The following is a 16,595-nucleotide window of genomic DNA, read 5'->3' as shown; positions in this document are numbered from 1 at the left end:
ACTTGGCGATCGATTTGTCTGCGGTTGTAGTCTCTAGATTAGTCCTATTGTAGTTATCCTAATTATCTTATCTTATACCCAAAGGTGACAGACAACATTTCAGCTAATTTTTCCGAAATTATTGCTAATTACCAGAGAAAATTGGCTCATTCTTGGTTAGCTTGCCAACCCACCGCTTGATTAATATTAGTCAACCCATTAGCCTCTAATTTTTCTGTTAATCCTTGTAAAATATTTGATACTAGCCAGGGTCCTCGGTATAACCAACCGGTATAAATCTGTAATAAACTCGCACCGGCGGTAATTTTTTCCCAAGCATCATCGAGAGAAAAAATGCCTCCCACTCCAATTATTGGTAAATTGCCTTGGGTTTGCCGATAGATAAAACGGATCACTTCCGTGGAACGTTCCCGCAAAGGTTGCCCACTAATTCCCCCTGCTTCTTCAGTGATTGGTTTACCGGTTTCGGGCAGAATTGTGGTTTTTAATCCCGTGCGTTTAGTGGTGGTATTAGTAGCGACAATTCCAGCTAATTGATAGGAGAAAGCTAAGTCAATAATTGTTATGATATCTTCCCATTCTAAATCGGGAGAAATTTTCACTAATAGGGGTTTTCTGCCTTGATTTTCTGTTTGTAAAATGTCGAGGATTTTATCGAGTTGTTCACCACTTTGCAGGGAACGCAAACCGGGAGTATTGGGAGAACTAACATTAACGACAAAATAATCGGCATGGGGGAATAAATAGCGAAAACTACCTAAATAGTCCTCCGGGGCCTTTTCTAGGGGCGTATTTTTCGATTTACAGAGGTTAATGCCGATGGGAATCTGTCGGGGTTGTCGTTGCCAAGATTGTTGGAGGGTTGCCGCTAGAACCGGCGCACCCAGGTTATTTGCCCCCATACGGTTTAATCCGGCCAAATCTTCCGGTAAACGGAATAATCTCGGTTTTGGGTTGCCCGGTTGCCCTTCTAGGGTGACAGCACCCACCTCGGCAAAACCAAAGCCGAAACTATGCCAAAGTCCTGCCCCTAAACCGTCTTTATCGAATCCTGCCGCCAATCCGACGGGATTGGGGAAATTTAACCCCCAGAGGCTTTGAGATAGGCGAGAATCGCTAAAACTGAGGGATTCTGATAATTGTGAGATTAACCATTGTCCCCAAAATCCCCCTCGCGAGCGATCAATTTTTTGCAGAGTATTTAATAATTGTTTTTGTGTTCCCTCTAAATTGCCCCGAATAGCCTTGAAAGCTAGAGGATAAAAAGGTTTAATTGTATCAATTATATTGATCATAAAAAGACAGGAATTAAGGGTTAGGTGTAGGGTGGGTTAGGCAAGAACAAGTTATGTTTTTGACAAAAAATTTCCAATTTGCCGTAACCCACCTAGCATAATCTTTATAAACCTTGACGAGGGTTAAAAGTTTCAATCGCCCGTATTTTTTGATAAAGTTCTAATTCTTCAGGGCTAGGATTGGGAGGATTAACTAATATAATTTCCACTAATTGATCGCCCCTTTCTCCTTGGGAAGTGGGATAACCTTTGTTAGCCAAACGTAATCTTTGACCACTTTTTAATCCCTTAGGAATCATCATTTTAACTAACCCGTCAATGGTAGGAATTTCCACAAAACCGCCCACAATTGCCTCGCTAGGAGTAATCGGTACTTGACAGACAATATCAGAACCTTGAATCCTAAAAAAAGGATGCCTAGCGATAGTTATTTTTAAATATAAATCACCCCCTTCAATACCCTGACCTTTGAGACGAATTTTCTGCCCATCGATCATAGCTGCCGGCATATCAACCTCTATTGATCTACCATCTTCCAGACGAATTCTTTGTCTGCCACCTTGATAGGCTTTCTCTAAAGGTAAAGTTAATTTTGCTTCCACATCTCGACGAGTTAAACGGGGAGAGGAGGCAATTTTAGCGCGCTTAGTATTAAGGTTATTAAAATCTCTAAACTTCCATAAATCCTGTTCTGTACGGGGGATTTTTCCATTACCGTTACTATTGGCTTTTTCCCCCGGACGTATCCCACGGCGCTTAATCCCCGTCAAGGAACGATTATACTCAACCCGTTTTTCTTCATCGGAGAGAACATCATAAGCTTCATTAATATCTTTAAACTTTTCTTCGGCCGATTTATCCCCCGGATTAACATCAGGATGATATTGACGCGCCAGTCGTCGAAAAGCCTTTTTTATCTCGTCACCAGTAGCCGTGCGAGATACTCCTAAAACATCATAATAATTAACTAATTGTGGCATATATTCAGTTATCAGTTATCAGTTATCGGTTATCAGTTATCAGTTATCAGTTATCAGTTATCGGTTATCAGTTATCAGTTATCAGATTTGAGTTTTAAGTGAGCAGTATGTATTAAGCGAGCAGTATTAAATAGTAGTTTCCCACTGTCTTTTTACTGATTACTGTTTACTGATTACTGTTTACTGTTTACTGTTTACTGATCACTGTTTACTGATCACTGATTAAAACCAATCATCATCGTCATCATCCCAGTTATTTTGGGGGGGAATATTGCGGGAACGATTGCCGCCGCTGCGGTTACTTTTACTATTGTTATAACTTTTTTCCTCCGAAGGGGGGGGACTTTGCCAATCGCTATCGCGGCCATTGTAGTAATTGTCCTGATTGCGGGGGCGATAACTATCTTGATTAGCCGAATAATTGGGTCGATAATCACTTTGATAACCCGGTGTACTGGGACGATAATCCTGGCGATAACGATCGCGGCGCGGTTCGGAGGGAAGATCATCTTCTTTATCCCCGGTAAAAGTCTTGCGAATAGCGCTAAAAAAGCCCTCATCTTCCTCGTCGTATTGTAGCCGTACCTCGCGATTTAATTCATAGATAACATCCTGTAGATCCGCCTGGGCGCGATCGATGCGACGGTCATCATTTTTCTCCAAAGCGTCGATAATTTCCGTACTCAAAGACTCAATTTGACGACGATAGGAACGGGTAAACTCATTACCAAAATCGAGAGTAACATCTTTTAAGCGTCGTTGGGCTTGATCCACCAGAGAGCGGGCGCGATTGCGTTTATCGACCTTTTCGCGACGGGTACGATCTGCTTCGGCAAATCGGGCAGCATCACCGATCATGCGGTTAATTTCCCCTTCGCTGAGGGTAGAAGCGCCTTGAATGGTGACACTTTGCTCCCGTCCGGTCATTTTATCCCTAGCGGTGACTTGTAGAATACCGTTAGCATCGATATCGAGGGACACCTGCACTTGGGGAATACCCCGGGGCGCGGGGGGGATACCGGTTAATTTAAAACGTCCCAGGGATTTATTATCGCTGGCCATTTCCCTTTCCCCCTGCAAAACGTGGATTTCCACCACAGTTTGATTATTTTCGGAAGTGGAAAAAAGGTCAGCTCTGCGGACGGGAATAGTGGTATTGCGGGGGATTAACTTTTTCATCACACCGCCGATGGTTTCTAAACCCAAGGATAAAGGGGTCACATCGAGGAGCAGCACGTCTTTGACCTCGCCGCCCAAAATTCCCGCTTGAATAGCCGCCCCGACCGCTACAACCTCATCAGGGTTAACATTTTGATTGGGTTCCCTATCGATAAAACTCCGCACCAAATCCTTCACCACCGGCATCCGCGTGCCGCCGCCCACCAGTACCACTTCGTCTAGTTGGACGGGGGACAAACCGGCATCGGAAAGGGCCCGTTTGAGAGGACGACGGAGACGACTGATTAAATCGCCGCATAATTCCTCAAATTGGGCCCGACTCAGGCGAGTTTCGATGTGTTTGGGTCCGTCTTCCGTGGCGATGATAAAGGGTAGATTAATATCGGTGACGCTGACCCCAGATAGTTCAATTTTGGCTTTTTCTGCCGCTTCTGTGAGTCTTTGTAGTGCTTGCCGGTCTTGGCGCAGCTCCACGCCTTCCTGTTCCAAAAATTGATTGGCTAACCAATCGACGATTCTTTTATCGAAATCATTACCGCCTAATTGGGTGTCGCCACTGGTGGCTTTCACCTCAAAAACGCCGTCACCCACTTCCAGGATAGAAACATCAAAAGTACCGCCCCCCAGGTCAAAAACGAGGATTTTCTTGCTTTCCTGTTCATCGAGACCGTAGGCTAGGGCAGCGGCGGTGGGTTCGTTGAGAATCCTCATCACTTCTAACCCCGCAATTCGGCCCGCATCCCGGGTGGCTTGACGTTGGGAGTCGTTAAAATAGGCGGGGACGGTGATGACGGCCCCGGTGACTTCTTCCCCTAGATAACGGCTGGCTTCTTCGGCTAATCGGCGTAAAACTAGGGCGGAAATTTCTTCGGGGGCGAATTCTTTTTGCAGACGGGGGCATTTAATCTTGATATTGCCCATCTCATCCCGGCGGATGGTGTAGGGGACGCGCTTCGATTCGGGGTTTAATTCCGAGTAGCGACGACCGATGTAGCGTTTGACTCCATAGTAGGTGTTTTGGGGATTGAGTACCCCTTGTCGCCGGGCCATTTGACCGACCACTAACTCCCCATCTTTATTAAAACCGACCACAGAAGGGGTGGTTCTCATGCCCTCCGAGTTGGCGATGACCACCGGCTTTCCGCCTTCCATCACGGCGACGACGGAGTTAGTTGTCCCTAGATCAATGCCTACTACTCTACCCATGCTTGTTTTTGTCTCCCCCTAGATTTCGATAACTTCGGGACTTTTACCTTCGATCGATAGTTTAAATCGCTTAATGCTTGTTGACAATATTGTATCGAATTGTCTTAGGTTCTCGCTCTCGCTTTGGGGCGATTGAGGGTGTGATTACCGAAGTGGTCTTTTAGTGATCGCTGGCGATCGGGCTTGGGGGGTTTTCAATAGGGTCTGCGGCAAAAAGTTTTTCCTGGGGGCAGGGTGTGGGGTGTAGGGTGTGGGGTGTAGGGTGTGGGGTGTGGGGTCAGGGAAAAAGTACCTGAATTTTCCACCCGATCACTCCGGGATCTGGCACTTTTTGGTTTCCAAAAAGTCTAAAAGTCTTACCCAACAAGGTTTTTAGATTTATTCAGCCAGCCCTATCTACTAATTCTGGTGGCGGCTGACAGGAAATAGGGATTGTTCTGCCTGTACTGGGATGATTAAAAACGATTTGATTGGCATGGAGATAATAACCACAATCTCCCGGTACTGCATCCGGTCGCGGTAATCCCCCCAGACCATACAATGGATCACCGATTAAAGGATAGCCAAAAAAGGCCAGATGAATGCGAATTTGATGGGATCTGCCCGTAAAAATTCTTACTTCTAATAGGGTACTATCGGGATGTTTTTTTAAGACTCGACCATCACTGCGGGCCGATAACCCATCTGTGAGCGCACCGTAAACATGGCCTAAAATGGGATGGGCGATTTTCCCGATCGCTTGATTAATAGTAAAATTATCTGGTATGTCGCCCTGACCAACTAAAGCTCGATATATTTTAGTAATTTTCCCCTCCCGCATCTGTTGACTCAATTTAGCTCTAGCGGGCTTTGATTTCGCCATTAAGACTATGCCCGAAGTGCCGCGACCAAGACGATGAATTGGATAGGGAGTGACCTCGGCATAATGCTGATGTACCAGATGGATGAGAGTATGTTCGAGAAATCCACCCCCCGCTAACACGGGTAATCCCGAAGGTTTCGCCACCACTAACACCTCGGCATCCTCGTAGAGTACCTCAAAAAAGAGCGGTACATCCGGTTCTGTCCACGGCGGGCGCTGATAGGTCAATTGCTGCCCGATTTCCAAAACTGTATCGGGGCAAGCGGGACGACCGTTGACTAGAATTGCTGCCGATAAAATGCGATCGAGCCATTCTTCTGGGCTAGAATGGCAATATTTGCCCGTATAGTAGGCTAATAAGCTTAATCCTGCCTGATTTTTGCTAATTTTATCTCGATAAATCCAACCTTGATTGGCCATTGGGGAAGTGGGGAAGTGGGGAAGTGGGGAAGTGGGGGAATTTCCACTAAAACCCTAACACCCCAACACCCTATCACCCTATCACCCTATCTCCTGAATACTGACTTCTCACCCAATGTTCGACAAAGATAAGCAAAAATTATTTATTGACTCCAAAAGCTTGAGAATATTTAAATTAACATTCCGCAATATTTACAAATTCTTAAGAATTAATTGAGAAAGATTTTTATTTAACAACGATGTTATGATGGTTACAGCGATTTTACTGAATTTCACAATGGGCTACTCTTGGCTTTTTTGGACAGCAATGGTTGAAACCCTTGCCACACCTACAAGGTAATCCCAATTAAGACAGGTAAATCAGTCAATTTCACCCACAACGATGATCTTTTTTTTGTGTAGTTTTATTGCAAAGAAAAAGTTTTTTTGACAAAAAGCACAAAGTATGTAGGAGTAGTTATGGCAGAGTGGGAAGTGGGGAAGTGGGGAAGTGGGGAAGTGGGGAAGTGGGGAAGTGGGGAAGTGGGGAAGTGGGGAAGTGGGGAAGTGGGGAAGCCGTAAGGCGGATAGGGTAGGGCATACCGGAATCTTGGTTGAAAGACCAAAACGCTTGCAGAGCTATCCACAAGTGGACAACTAGATAAGAAGTGATATTCTAGTAGGTTCGGATGGGACATAATCGTGTAAGACGTGAGTAGGGGAAACCAGAAGGCGCAGTGATGAGCTTCGAGAATCCCTCCCATGAGTGCTTTGGGGAGTGTCAATTAATTGTATGTCTTTGGTAATTTGTCCGGGTTTTCATGATTCTAGACTGACCGAGGATTTTTTAGGACATCTGGGGAGCCAATCGGTCAAATTACGTTCCTATATTATTATTTCGCCTTTTTCTTGCTTAAATGAAGCTTTTTCACCGGGAGAAGCTCTAACCTTGATTGGGTTTAGTGCGGGGGTGGTAAATGCGATCGCTTTAGCTCATTATTGGCAAGCTCAAGGGGCAAAAATTGCCGCTTTAATAGCTCTGGACGGGTGGGGAGTGCCATTAATCGGTAATTTTCCCATTTATCGCCTGAGTCACGATTATTTTACCCATTGGAGTTCCTGTTTACTGGGTAGCGGTCAAGAAAATTTTTATGCAGATCCACCTGTAGATCATCTTAGCCTCTGGTCGTCCCCCGATCGAGTGACCGGTTGGTCTATCAATGGTAATTTTGTCCAACGCACCACAGCGTTAACTTTTTTATTAAATCGGTTAGGCAAGAATCAATTAACTATAATTAGGTAGTCCCCTCCCTGTCTTTCCTATTTCTTTACCGCTGCTGATTTATGAGTACATCCGTTCCGAATTCTTCAATTCTCTTGGTGGGAATTGAGGAGAATATCGCTAAACTAGCTAGTGCGGACTTGAAAGAAGCAGGTTATCGTCCCCTGAGCGTGCCTAGCATTGATATCGCTTTCCCAGAAGTGAAAAGTTGGCAGCCAGCGATGATTATACTCGATCGCTTCCTCGCAGCGGAGGCCGGTGTGAATTTTTGTCGTCGTTTACGTTCCCAGGGAAGTCGCGTTTATATTATTTTGTTAGTATCTCAAGAAACCCTAGAAGAACGTCTCGCCTGTTTGGAAGCGGGAGCCGACGATTATTTTCTCAAACCCTATAATTCGCAATCTTTTCTCAAATTAATCCGTTTTTACCTGCAACCTCTGGAAATTACCCCCGAACAATTGGGTTTCGGTGACTTAGTATTAGATTTAGCCAGTCGTCGTCTCTCCTATAAAAACAAAAATATTGAGTTGACGATGAAGGAATTTGAACTGCTGCGCTACCTCATGATTCACCCCAAAGAAGTATTATCGAGGGATCAAATTCTCGAAAATGTCTGGGGAGACGAATTTCAAGGAGAATCAAACGTTATTGAGGTGTATATTCGCTATTTACGCCTGAAGATGGAGGCTGGTGGTCAAAAACGCCTCATTCATACCGTGCGTGGTGTGGGCTACGTTTTACGGGAATCTTAACAGTAATCAGTAATCAGTGATCAGTAATCAGTGATCAGTAGATTGCTTTTATTTAATCTCCCCACACCCTACACCCTACACCCCACACCCTACACCCTACACCCCACAACCTACACCCTACACCCTACACCCCAAACCCCACCAGCCTAGTCAAGCGCTGCTATTCAATCTGGATGGAGTTGGGGGAATCGATAGGAGGGGTGGAACTTCCCGGGGTGATAGTTTGACGGTATTGACTATAAAGACGGTCGCGCCAAGCAAAAAAGCCCTCGTAGGCGCTATTATCGGCTAACCCCGGAATCCCCTTGCCTTGCAATTCCCTGGGTAAGTTGAGATAGGAACCCTGGGGAAACTGAAGCAGCACACTTAATCCCGCCACGGCTAAATCGGCTAAAGTGGGCTGATCCCCGACTAAATAGGGACGATTGGTTAAAATGAGGTTCAAAGCCTCTAAATCCTGTTGTAGCCCCTTTTTCGCTGTATTGATAGCATCTTTTCCCAGACCTACACCTGCCCCCAAAATATCAATTAATTCCCCTGGCATAGAACCCAGCAACAAGCGCATAAAACCGGGAGTTTCCTGGGGTAAAAAAGCGGTACGAAAGTTTTGATTTTGGGCAAAAGCGCCGAGAAAAGCGGTTCTTCCTTTTAATCCCAGGGATTCATCGGCCCATTCTTCGATTAATAAACATTGACCCCGTTGTAGGGGATCTGTGGGGATAATTGGTTTTTCAGGATACTTGCGATCGAGATAAAAAGCAATCTCCGTCGAGTCAGCAATATAAGTATCGCCATCCTTGAGGACGGGAACCTGTCGCTGTCCGGAAAGACGGAATAATTCCAATTGTCCCACCCCCGGCACCACGTCCCTTTTTTTATAGGCAAGTCCTTTATAGTCGAGGATGAGACGGACTTTCTCACAATAGGCAGATAATTCAAATTGGTAGAGTTCTAGCATGGGATGATATGGCCTCTCAATAAATCAGTTTCTCCCTGATTACTCTAACCCTATCGGGCATCGGTCGTCTAAACTTAAAGACTTTACTCCGATTTTGTCCGAACATTTGTACTAAAAACGAGCCAGGCGAAAAAATAATCGTTTGCTAATTTTAGGAGTTAGGCTGGGTACTCTTAGGGAAGATAGACCAGATCCGGCAACCCCAACTCAATAGTGCCACGCTTTTAGGTTAGGATATTTTCAGGCACTAAAAGCGAGGAATAACTTATATATTCTGGCAAGCTGACTCGCGAGAGACCAATAGCATACCGCTATAGTAGAGGCGTGCGAGGGCTGGCTCTTTTCTCGGATCAGAGGTTACTATGCAATCATCCATCGACGTTTTTAATGACGTAGTTCGCTATCTCGACAGCCACGAAGAAAAATTACGGATCAAAAAATTAATCTTTTGTATCTGTAAAAAATATTGGGAAAATGAGCCTAATATTTTGAACACTGTGGCTATGGAAGACCTGGTGAAGGAGTTAGTGCAACTCAAAACCAATAAAGAACAATTAACTTTTTCTGTTTATAAATTAGTTAAAACCCTCAATCGTCCTAAAGCTTATCTGGGAGTAGCCACGGTTATTATCGAGCAAATCAGTCAATTATATAGTAATGTTGCTGCCGCCTACGACAATCAATTATTACCAGTGAAACCGGAAGTTAACCCTAGCTTCACCACCGTTAATAATGATGTCAACAACGAGGAAGATAATTTATTAAGACAGGTGGTTAGTGGAATAGAAAATCATCGAGAGACAGCGAGAATTCAAAAATTAATGTTTGCCGCTTGTAAAAATCGTTGGGAAAACGAGCAAGCGGTGATTAATAATTATGGCTTAAAAAATATTGTTTTAGAACTTCAGCGAAACAATCCCAATTTCCTAAGCTTGCGACAAACTCTCAAGCAAGTTGCCGAAAAGATTAACAAAAAAGCTCTCTACCTAGCCCTAGCCGATATTATTCTTACCCAACTAGAGCCTCTCTACGATACTGATAACGATGACGAAGAAGAGGATAATGAGTCAAAAAGTCAAATCTTGAACACTCAAATAGTTCATCTAAAGAATGATTCTGATTCTGCGTCTAAAACCACATCTTTCTCCCCCTCTAGAAGTGAACCTGTGGATTTTTCCTCTTCGATCATCAATCTAAATGAACCGCAATTAGTCATGGAATTGCCCTTTGCCGAGCCGGCTTCCTCAAATAACAACCCCAGTAATTCCCCACAAATTCCTGCCTATGACCCCTTTGAAATTCGTTTAGAAATTTTCCAGTATGCTAATCCATTACGAGCCAAAATATTGATTTTCTCGCTCCTATTTCATCCTTGGGATCGGAGCGGTCAAGATTGGTCAACCCTGCGAAGTTATACCCTAGAAGATTTACTACAACAACTCATCCAAAGTGGGAAATCCCTCCAGGATATCGAAGTTCAACTATACAATATTGCTCAAACCCAAATGGATACGGATGCTAACGTTCAAACCGCCAGTATTCTGGTGCAAACTTTACAAAAAATTCTTTAATTTTTTACCCAAATTTATCTGGATATTCTACCTATGAAACCCAACGAATTAATTGCACGTTATGCCGCAGGAGAAACTCAATTTAGTGGCTTAAAATTACCCGGAGTTAATTTAGTTGGTGCTGACTTAATTGGCATTGTTTTAAATGAAGCAGATCTGCACGGAGCCAATCTTCTCTTTACCTATCTTAACCGGGCTAATCTCGCTCAAGCTAATCTTGTGACAGCTAATTTAAGCGGTGCTAGTCTCAACCAAGCTGACTTAAATGGGGCAGATTTACGCAGTGCCAATTTACACGGAGCGCTGCTACAAGGGGCTAATCTTCGTGATACCGATATCACCCTAGCGACGTTACTTGATGCTAACTTAATCGGGGCGGATTTACGGGGGGCTGATTTAAGTGGTGCTAACCTCACTGGTGCTTGTTTGCGGGGAACAAATATGCGTCAGGAAAAGAAAAATCATAACACTAATTTACAAGGGGCTAATTTCTCCCGCGCCGACCTGCAAGGGGCTAATATGAAAGGGGTTGATCTGGTGCGAGCAAATCTAGTAGGAGCCAATTTAAAGGAGGCTAATTTGTGCAATGTTGACCTCAGAAAAGCGGATTTAACTAATGCTAATCTCCAAGATGCTTTACTTACTGATGCTAATTTAATCGGGGCGCATTTAGTGGGGGCAAATCTAGCGGGAGCCAATTTAGTGCGGTCAAAAATGACCGATACGGAAGCAATGCAGGCAAATTTCCATAGTGCAATTATGACTCAAATAAAATTCGATCGAGCTAATCTTAGTCAAGCTAATTTTCAAGCAGCAAGAATGAATCATGCTGACTTAAGAAGGGCTAATCTTTCAGGAGTTAATTTCAGCGAAGCAGATTTAGTCGATGCTTTCTTTGCTAGAGCAAATCTCACCGGTGCCGATTTAAGTAATGCTAATCTAACTCGTGCCGAGTTAATGAGTGCTAATCTGATGGGAGTTAACTTCCGCGGTGCAATTATGCCCGATGGCCGGATTAATAATTAAAATTACTAGACAGTGTTGTTGGCAATTATTCCGGTATAATTGAAGGTAGAATTGAGGGTAATCTTATGGTTGAGCCAGCAGTTATTACAGAAGATATGGGCAAAATCTACACCACCATTACAGTTATCAATCGAGCGGATCAAATTCGTGCAGAGGATGGTATGATCGCACCGGAACAAATTCGCTCTCTTACCCTAGAAAATGTCTTGGTGGATACGGGGGCAACCACTCTTTGTCTAGTGCCGGAAGTAGTCTCCCGCTTGGGTTTACAGCTTTTAAAAGAAGTAGATGTGGCTACGGCTAAAGGCATAGGAAAAGCGAGAATTTTTCGCGATGCCACCTTGATTATCGCGGGACGGGAAGGAACTTTTGAATGTTTGGAATTACCCGGGGGTCAAAACAATTTATTAGGAGTAATTCCTTTAGAAGCTTTGGGATTAGAACCGGATCTTCGCAGCCAAAAATTGCGAGTTTTACCCACAGAATCCAAGGATACTTATTTAACAATTTTATCGAACAAAATAGCTCTATAAAATCACTTTTTGTCTGACTGTTCCGGCTCTTTCAGCTATAGCGATAATCTCGATTTCTTGACCAGAAACTCCTTTAATCACCCATTCCACCGTACGGCGATAATCTAAACCATGAGCGAGGCTACTATATACTTTATTTGATCGCCCTTCTAAGTGACCGATTTCCTGCTCTAATTTTCCCACTATTAAACTCACCTCATCGGCTAAATTTAACTTGACTTGAATGGGACGAACAATCTTTCTTTCCAGTGCCTTTTTACTGGTATAAGTGGGTAAGAATCCCTGATTTTCCAACTGTAAAACCAGATGATAAATACCATTTCCCTCCGACTTAAGATCAAGACGAGAGATAGCTAAAAGAGGTGACATTAAAGCATGGGCAATAGTAAACTGACATTGTTTCTCACATAAATCCGGTAAATACTTTTCTGGGGCATTTTGCCAGACATTTTTAAAGTCCCAACCGCCAATTTCCACCTCTCCCAATTGGGGATGATCAAAACTTTGCCAATTAATAAAACCCTTTCCCGCTAAATTCTCATCATTCCAATGCTGTAATTTCAATTCATCTTCAAAAGGATGCCAGCGAAACCATTGAATATAATCATCTTTTTTCACTCCCGCTTGGGTGGGTGCATCCCATAACTCCACCGTAAAACCATACCAACCAAAATGATCGTAACCGTAATCATCCATGGCACCGTTAGTCACTTCTTTGGGATGATAACGAAAATCGTGATAGACAGAAACGCATTCATAACCAGTCATTGCTTTTCCCTTATCAGCAATATATTTATACATTTCTAAGTCTTCCACGGGGAAATATTCATCGGGATGGGTGCTATAGGGACGCAACATGACTGCTGAATAGGTATGATAGGTAACGAAGCCATTAATATTAGTGTTATTTGCCCAAAATTCGGCTTCTGCACGGGTTTCTGGCTCCGAAAAAGGAAAATTGCCAGCCCCCTGTTGTTCCCCTTCAGGAACCCAATAAACGGGATAATTGCGGTTAAAATCCAGGCCCTCTAGGGTGGGGGCAGTGGTAAAATTATAGCCATCGTAATCGCGGATTAAACCTTCGGTGAGCAAAGTGTAAAAAGTTCCTTCAAATTCCTCCGGTTCGCGACGCACCATAATGCGAGGATCTTGTTCAGAAATTTTCCAAGCGCCACAGGTATCTTTTTGGCGCATTTGTAAGATTAAACCATCGCCGTTAATATCTTCAGGATATAGCCCCGGTTTCTCATCCGTGTGGGGATAGGGACGAATACTCGATCGTAACATATAGGGAGTGGTGAGATATTTTTCTGCTCCATCCACGGCTAATCGCGGCAAAATATAGACAGTGTAATGGTCAAGAAGTCTGGTAATTTGGGAATTATGACCGTATTGGCGCAAAAGATGGGAGATAGTGTAGAGAGCGACGGCAGAGCCGGTTACTTCCCCCGCATGGGTGTTAGCATCAATCCAATAGGCAGGTTTTTCTAAATAATGGCCTGTGGCTTGATTTGTGAGGGTAGTTAACCAGATATCTCGATTTTCGTAGCTTTTACCGATCGAGGTGAGGCTAATTAAATTAGGATAGGATGAGGCTAGGTTTTTCAGGAAAGAAACTAATTCGGCGTAGGGGTAATAGTGGCTAAAATCAAACATAATCTTCTGCAACTAAAAAAAAGGCGTCTCGGGTTAATTTGAGAAAATATAGGATAATAACAGTAAAAAACTATGGATAGTCAAGATATCGCTCGCTATATCGAAGAAACTAACGGTATTTCTAAGCCTTGGCTGTTGGTGCAATTGCGTCTCAAAAAACTGCAAGAACGTCGTGCCAGTCTTTCCCAACAGGAATATATCCAAGAATTGGATGATATTCAGCAAGACTTAATGAAATTGGGCGAATGGTGGCGAGGAATCGAGTCAGAAGTCTTTAAACCCTAAGCGGTGGCGATAATCTGTAATACTCGCGGTAAATCCTCAAATTCGCCGATGATGCGTTTCACCGGTTGCGGCCAAACCCGGACTAAAGTGGGAATAGCAGAGACATGATTAGATTCTGCTTGTTCTGGATGCTTAGAGATATCGATCACTTTCAGGGTATAGGGATGGTGTAATTCTCGCTCTAGAAGCTGATGGATCGATTCTAGGGTGTGTTTAGTATTGGCATTATTGCCGGAGACAAATAACCGCAAAACATAACCCTTGGGACTAGGGTTAGTATAGTCAGAGTCAGCACTAATCCCCGAAGTCGTTGCGGGGCGCTCCTGATAACGGAGAATCAGATCGTGGGATTGCCAAAGTTGGGGAAACTGCTGACGATAGGTTTCTAAGATAGTGGGATTAGAGGATTGTTCCTGCCAAGGTACAGTAAACCAAGCTCGCTCGTCCGTGGCGAAAATAGCATTTAATAAAGGCTGATAGCGACGGACAAGGGGATAGACTTCGGCTCTAGTATGAATACGGTGACTGTAGGGATCTCGCCAGCGATCTATGGTAGCGGTAAAACTAGGAACTAAAAAATGGGGGGGTTCTGGCAACCCTAAAGCGGACTGGAGAGCAGCGCAGAGATTCAGATGCCAATGAGTTTGTTTATCAGGATCGATACAGTAAATCAGGTCGCCCCCGGGGGTAAACAGGGCGATGCCTTTAAAAATATCGGGCAACACAATCGCGGAAGTGGTCACTTGAGGGGTTCCCCTAGGGAATCAATAGGAGCTTCTATTTTTCTAGACTACTAAACTCTTGACCCCTCAAGGATTTCCTTCAGGGTTTTTCTAGATTCTACCCCGCAGCATCATCGCCATTTCATTGGGAACCGGGGACATTTCCAGGGCGACCTCATCGCTAATCCGTCCCTCTTGATAGAGGTTAAACAGAGATTGATTAGTGGTAATCATGCCATCATATTCGCCATCTCTCATTAATTCGATAATTTCGTCATTTTTGCCGCTGCAAATGTAATCTTTGACGGTTTCTGTGTTGACGAGAATATCGTGAAAAGCGGTCCGTTTACTGTCGGTGGTGCGACATAAACCCTGGGAAATAATACAAACCAAGGATTCTGCGATCGCCACCCGCATCGATTCCCGTTCCTCGGCGGTATAAAGAGTTAAAATCCGCTCCAGGGTTTTAATGGCGCTGTTGGTGTGCAGGGTTCCCATGACTAAGTGACCGGTTTGGGCAGCTTTCAGGGCAGTATTAACGGTGGATTTGTCCCGCATCTCCCCCACCAGAATAATATCTGGGTCTTCCCGCAAAGAGGCTTTTAGGGCATTATCGAACTCATGGGTGTGTATTCCCACTTCCCTTTGTTTGATCAAACTGCGACGACTTTGATAGACAAATTCGATCGGGTCTTCGATGGTGATAATATGTTTGGCGTGTTCTTTATTGATGTAATCGATCATGGCTGCTAGGGTGGTGGTTTTCCCTGAACCCGTCGGACCGGTGATTAAAATCAATCCCTTATGCACATCGCACACATTCCGGAACACAGCCGGTAAGCCCAATTGTTCCATAGTGAGGATTTTCATGGGAATTATACGCAAAACCATCCCCGGACCGCGCAGACTTTCAAAGATATTAATCCGCACCCTAGCGAATTCGTACTGAGTTGCACCATCAAATTCTAGGTCTTTTTTAAAGCGAAGGATTTCTTCTTCACCGAGGATTTCCCGTAACCAACTATAAAAAGTGTTGATGTCAATTTCAGGATAGTTGAGAATAATCATTTCACCACGATCCCGCATCCGGGGTTGTTCTCCAACTCCTAGGTGAACGTCCGAATAACCCCGATCAAAGGCCATCCGGATCAAATGTTCTAAGGTGGGTTGATTGGGAGCGCGACCCGGCCGGGGTGGGGTTTGGGGAGAAGCAGCCTGACTGGGAGCGCGATTTTGGGGAGGACGTGGGGCGGAAATTTGACCATTTTGCGGCATATTCGGCACGTTTTTGCTCGTTGTCGCCACCTGTTGGCTCATTTCTTGAGTTGTCCCCGTGCTGGTTCCCGTGATTTCTGAGGGAGGCATCGGCAGGGAGGGAACCGGCAGCGGCTGCAGTGGTCGCGAGGAAGAATTGGGATTTTGACTCATGAGCAATAGGGGGTTTTTTCTTTACTATTCCCCGATTGTACTAACATCCTATCAAATCATCCCCAATTTCTCAATTCCTCACAGACGCTAGATTGAGGAGCAAGGAGCCAGTAGTCTCCGAGTCAAGAGACAGGAGACAGGAGACAGGAGACAGGAGATTATTTTTATTTATTCTTCCCACTTCCCCACTTCCCCACTTCCCCACTTCATAATTTATAATTCCCCCTCTCCTATACCTTTTAAACAGGATTTAGACCCCAAAATTGTTACAATCGAGGTTTAGGGCTGATGATTTTGACTACTCATTTCTGTTTGATTGTCAGTCTTAGGAGAGGTAAATACGTTGACATCCTCGCCGCCCTAAAAGTGCGGCGATTCCTAAACCTCACGATTTAAGTTTCTGCTTCCACCACCGTCGCATACCACAGTTAAAAAACCATGTACTGTCTTACACAGAGTCC

14 protein-coding genes are annotated in these 16,595 nt (G+C 44.4%); 6 read left to right on the top strand and 8 right to left on the bottom strand.

Annotated elements, in window-relative coordinates:
• Nucleotides 1-146: 146 nt before the first annotated feature.
• The 4 genes from EWV68_RS08670 to EWV68_RS08655 all read right to left on the bottom strand — a co-directional run bounded on the left by EWV68_RS08670 (nucleotide 147) and on the right by EWV68_RS08655 (nucleotide 5,942).
• The gene (locus EWV68_RS08670; protein WP_287169512.1) at nucleotides 147-1,295 is read right to left on the bottom strand and encodes a quinone-dependent dihydroorotate dehydrogenase; all 1,149 of its coding nucleotides are present in this window, start codon (nucleotides 1,293-1,295) and stop codon (nucleotides 147-149) included.
• A 104-nt stretch (nucleotides 1,296-1,399) separates the two neighbouring features.
• Nucleotides 1,400-2,275: a J domain-containing protein gene (locus tag EWV68_RS08665; protein ID WP_287169510.1), complete on the bottom strand. Its 876-nt coding sequence runs from the start codon at nucleotides 2,273-2,275 to the stop codon at nucleotides 1,400-1,402.
• A gap of 222 nt (nucleotides 2,276-2,497) precedes the next feature.
• Nucleotides 2,498-4,660: a molecular chaperone DnaK gene (gene dnaK, locus EWV68_RS08660; protein WP_287169508.1), complete on the bottom strand. Its 2,163-nt coding sequence runs from the start codon at nucleotides 4,658-4,660 to the stop codon at nucleotides 2,498-2,500.
• Between the two features lie 382 nt (nucleotides 4,661-5,042).
• Nucleotides 5,043-5,942: an RluA family pseudouridine synthase gene (locus EWV68_RS08655; RefSeq protein ID WP_287169507.1), complete on the bottom strand. Its 900-nt coding sequence runs from the start codon at nucleotides 5,940-5,942 to the stop codon at nucleotides 5,043-5,045.
• Between the two features lie 772 nt (nucleotides 5,943-6,714).
• On the opposite strand from EWV68_RS08655, the gene EWV68_RS08650 reads away from it, so the two are divergent.
• On the top strand, nucleotides 6,715-7,224 hold the full coding sequence (locus EWV68_RS08650) for a hypothetical protein (protein WP_061431388.1): 510 nt from the start codon (nucleotides 6,715-6,717) through the stop codon (nucleotides 7,222-7,224).
• A gap of 41 nt (nucleotides 7,225-7,265) precedes the next feature.
• Nucleotides 7,266-7,955 (top strand): response regulator transcription factor NblR, encoded by a 690-nt coding sequence (nblR, locus tag EWV68_RS08645; RefSeq protein WP_287169505.1) that lies wholly within the window; start codon nucleotides 7,266-7,268, stop codon nucleotides 7,953-7,955.
• Nucleotides 7,956-8,115: 160 nt separating this feature from the next.
• Here nblR and EWV68_RS08640 read toward each other — a convergent pair whose 3' ends face one another.
• On the bottom strand, nucleotides 8,116-8,913 hold the full coding sequence (locus tag EWV68_RS08640) for a glutathione S-transferase (protein ID WP_002798699.1): 798 nt from the start codon (nucleotides 8,911-8,913) through the stop codon (nucleotides 8,116-8,118).
• 362 nt (nucleotides 8,914-9,275) lie between these two features.
• On the opposite strand from EWV68_RS08640, the gene EWV68_RS08635 reads away from it, so the two are divergent.
• From EWV68_RS08635 to EWV68_RS08625, 3 genes are all read left to right on the top strand, one after another.
• On the top strand, nucleotides 9,276-10,484 hold the full coding sequence (locus EWV68_RS08635; protein WP_287169504.1) for a hypothetical protein: 1,209 nt from the start codon (nucleotides 9,276-9,278) through the stop codon (nucleotides 10,482-10,484).
• Nucleotides 10,485-10,517: 33 nt separating this feature from the next.
• Nucleotides 10,518-11,510, top strand: a complete 993-nt coding sequence (locus EWV68_RS08630; RefSeq protein ID WP_061431391.1) for a pentapeptide repeat-containing protein — start codon at nucleotides 10,518-10,520, stop codon at nucleotides 11,508-11,510.
• 65 nt (nucleotides 11,511-11,575) lie between these two features.
• Nucleotides 11,576-12,043 carry a retroviral-like aspartic protease family protein gene (locus tag EWV68_RS08625; protein WP_061431392.1) on the top strand — a complete coding sequence of 156 codons (468 nt, stop codon included), beginning with the start codon at nucleotides 11,576-11,578 and terminating at the stop codon, nucleotides 12,041-12,043.
• On the opposite strand, the gene EWV68_RS08620 is transcribed toward EWV68_RS08625, so the two are convergent.
• Nucleotides 12,038-13,699 (bottom strand): M14 family metallopeptidase, encoded by a 1,662-nt coding sequence (locus EWV68_RS08620; protein ID WP_287169502.1) that lies wholly within the window; start codon nucleotides 13,697-13,699, stop codon nucleotides 12,038-12,040. The two genes, EWV68_RS08625 and EWV68_RS08620, sit on opposite strands and share 6 nt — an antisense overlap.
• Before the next feature lie 72 nt (nucleotides 13,700-13,771).
• Between EWV68_RS08620 and EWV68_RS08615 the strand changes: the two genes are divergently transcribed.
• Nucleotides 13,772-13,984 (top strand): hypothetical protein, encoded by a 213-nt coding sequence (locus EWV68_RS08615; protein WP_002751038.1) that lies wholly within the window; start codon nucleotides 13,772-13,774, stop codon nucleotides 13,982-13,984.
• On the opposite strand, the gene EWV68_RS08610 is transcribed toward EWV68_RS08615, so the two are convergent.
• On the bottom strand, nucleotides 13,981-14,727 hold the full coding sequence (locus EWV68_RS08610) for a circadian clock KaiB family protein (protein ID WP_002758959.1): 747 nt from the start codon (nucleotides 14,725-14,727) through the stop codon (nucleotides 13,981-13,983). The genes EWV68_RS08615 and EWV68_RS08610 overlap by 4 nt on opposite strands.
• Nucleotides 14,728-14,817: 90 nt before the next feature.
• Nucleotides 14,818-16,134, bottom strand: a complete 1,317-nt coding sequence (locus tag EWV68_RS08605; protein WP_287169500.1) for a type IV pilus twitching motility protein PilT — start codon at nucleotides 16,132-16,134, stop codon at nucleotides 14,818-14,820.
• Nucleotides 16,135-16,595: the final 461 nt, after the last annotated feature.

Source organism: Microcystis sp. M_QC_C_20170808_M9Col (assembly GCF_007095495.1).
Taxonomy (GTDB): domain Bacteria; phylum Cyanobacteriota; class Cyanobacteriia; order Cyanobacteriales; family Microcystaceae; genus Microcystis; species Microcystis aeruginosa.
Note: the sequence above shows the minus strand (reverse complement) of the source record. Positions and strands in the feature narration are given on the sequence as shown.

Excerpts from the sequence above, each read along its gene's own strand:
- EWV68_RS08670 (WP_287169512.1), bottom strand. The coding sequence starts at position 1,295 with ATGATCAATATAATTGATACAATTAAACCTTTTTATCCTCTAGCTTTC.
- EWV68_RS08665 (WP_287169510.1), bottom strand. The coding sequence starts at position 2,275 with ATGCCACAATTAGTTAATTATTATGATGTTTTAGGAGTATCTCGCACG.
- dnaK (WP_287169508.1), bottom strand. The coding sequence starts at position 4,660 with ATGGGTAGAGTAGTAGGCATTGATCTAGGGACAACTAACTCCGTCGTC.
- EWV68_RS08655 (WP_287169507.1), bottom strand. The coding sequence starts at position 5,942 with ATGGCCAATCAAGGTTGGATTTATCGAGATAAAATTAGCAAAAATCAG.
- EWV68_RS08650 (WP_061431388.1), top strand. The coding sequence starts at position 6,715 with ATGTCTTTGGTAATTTGTCCGGGTTTTCATGATTCTAGACTGACCGAG.
- nblR (WP_287169505.1), top strand. The coding sequence starts at position 7,266 with ATGAGTACATCCGTTCCGAATTCTTCAATTCTCTTGGTGGGAATTGAG.
- EWV68_RS08640 (WP_002798699.1), bottom strand. The coding sequence starts at position 8,913 with ATGCTAGAACTCTACCAATTTGAATTATCTGCCTATTGTGAGAAAGTC.
- EWV68_RS08635 (WP_287169504.1), top strand. The coding sequence starts at position 9,276 with ATGCAATCATCCATCGACGTTTTTAATGACGTAGTTCGCTATCTCGAC.
- EWV68_RS08630 (WP_061431391.1), top strand. The coding sequence starts at position 10,518 with ATGAAACCCAACGAATTAATTGCACGTTATGCCGCAGGAGAAACTCAA.
- EWV68_RS08625 (WP_061431392.1), top strand. The coding sequence starts at position 11,576 with ATGGTTGAGCCAGCAGTTATTACAGAAGATATGGGCAAAATCTACACC.
- EWV68_RS08620 (WP_287169502.1), bottom strand. The coding sequence starts at position 13,699 with ATGTTTGATTTTAGCCACTATTACCCCTACGCCGAATTAGTTTCTTTC.
- EWV68_RS08615 (WP_002751038.1), top strand. The coding sequence starts at position 13,772 with ATGGATAGTCAAGATATCGCTCGCTATATCGAAGAAACTAACGGTATT.
- EWV68_RS08605 (WP_287169500.1), bottom strand. The coding sequence starts at position 16,134 with ATGAGTCAAAATCCCAATTCTTCCTCGCGACCACTGCAGCCGCTGCCG.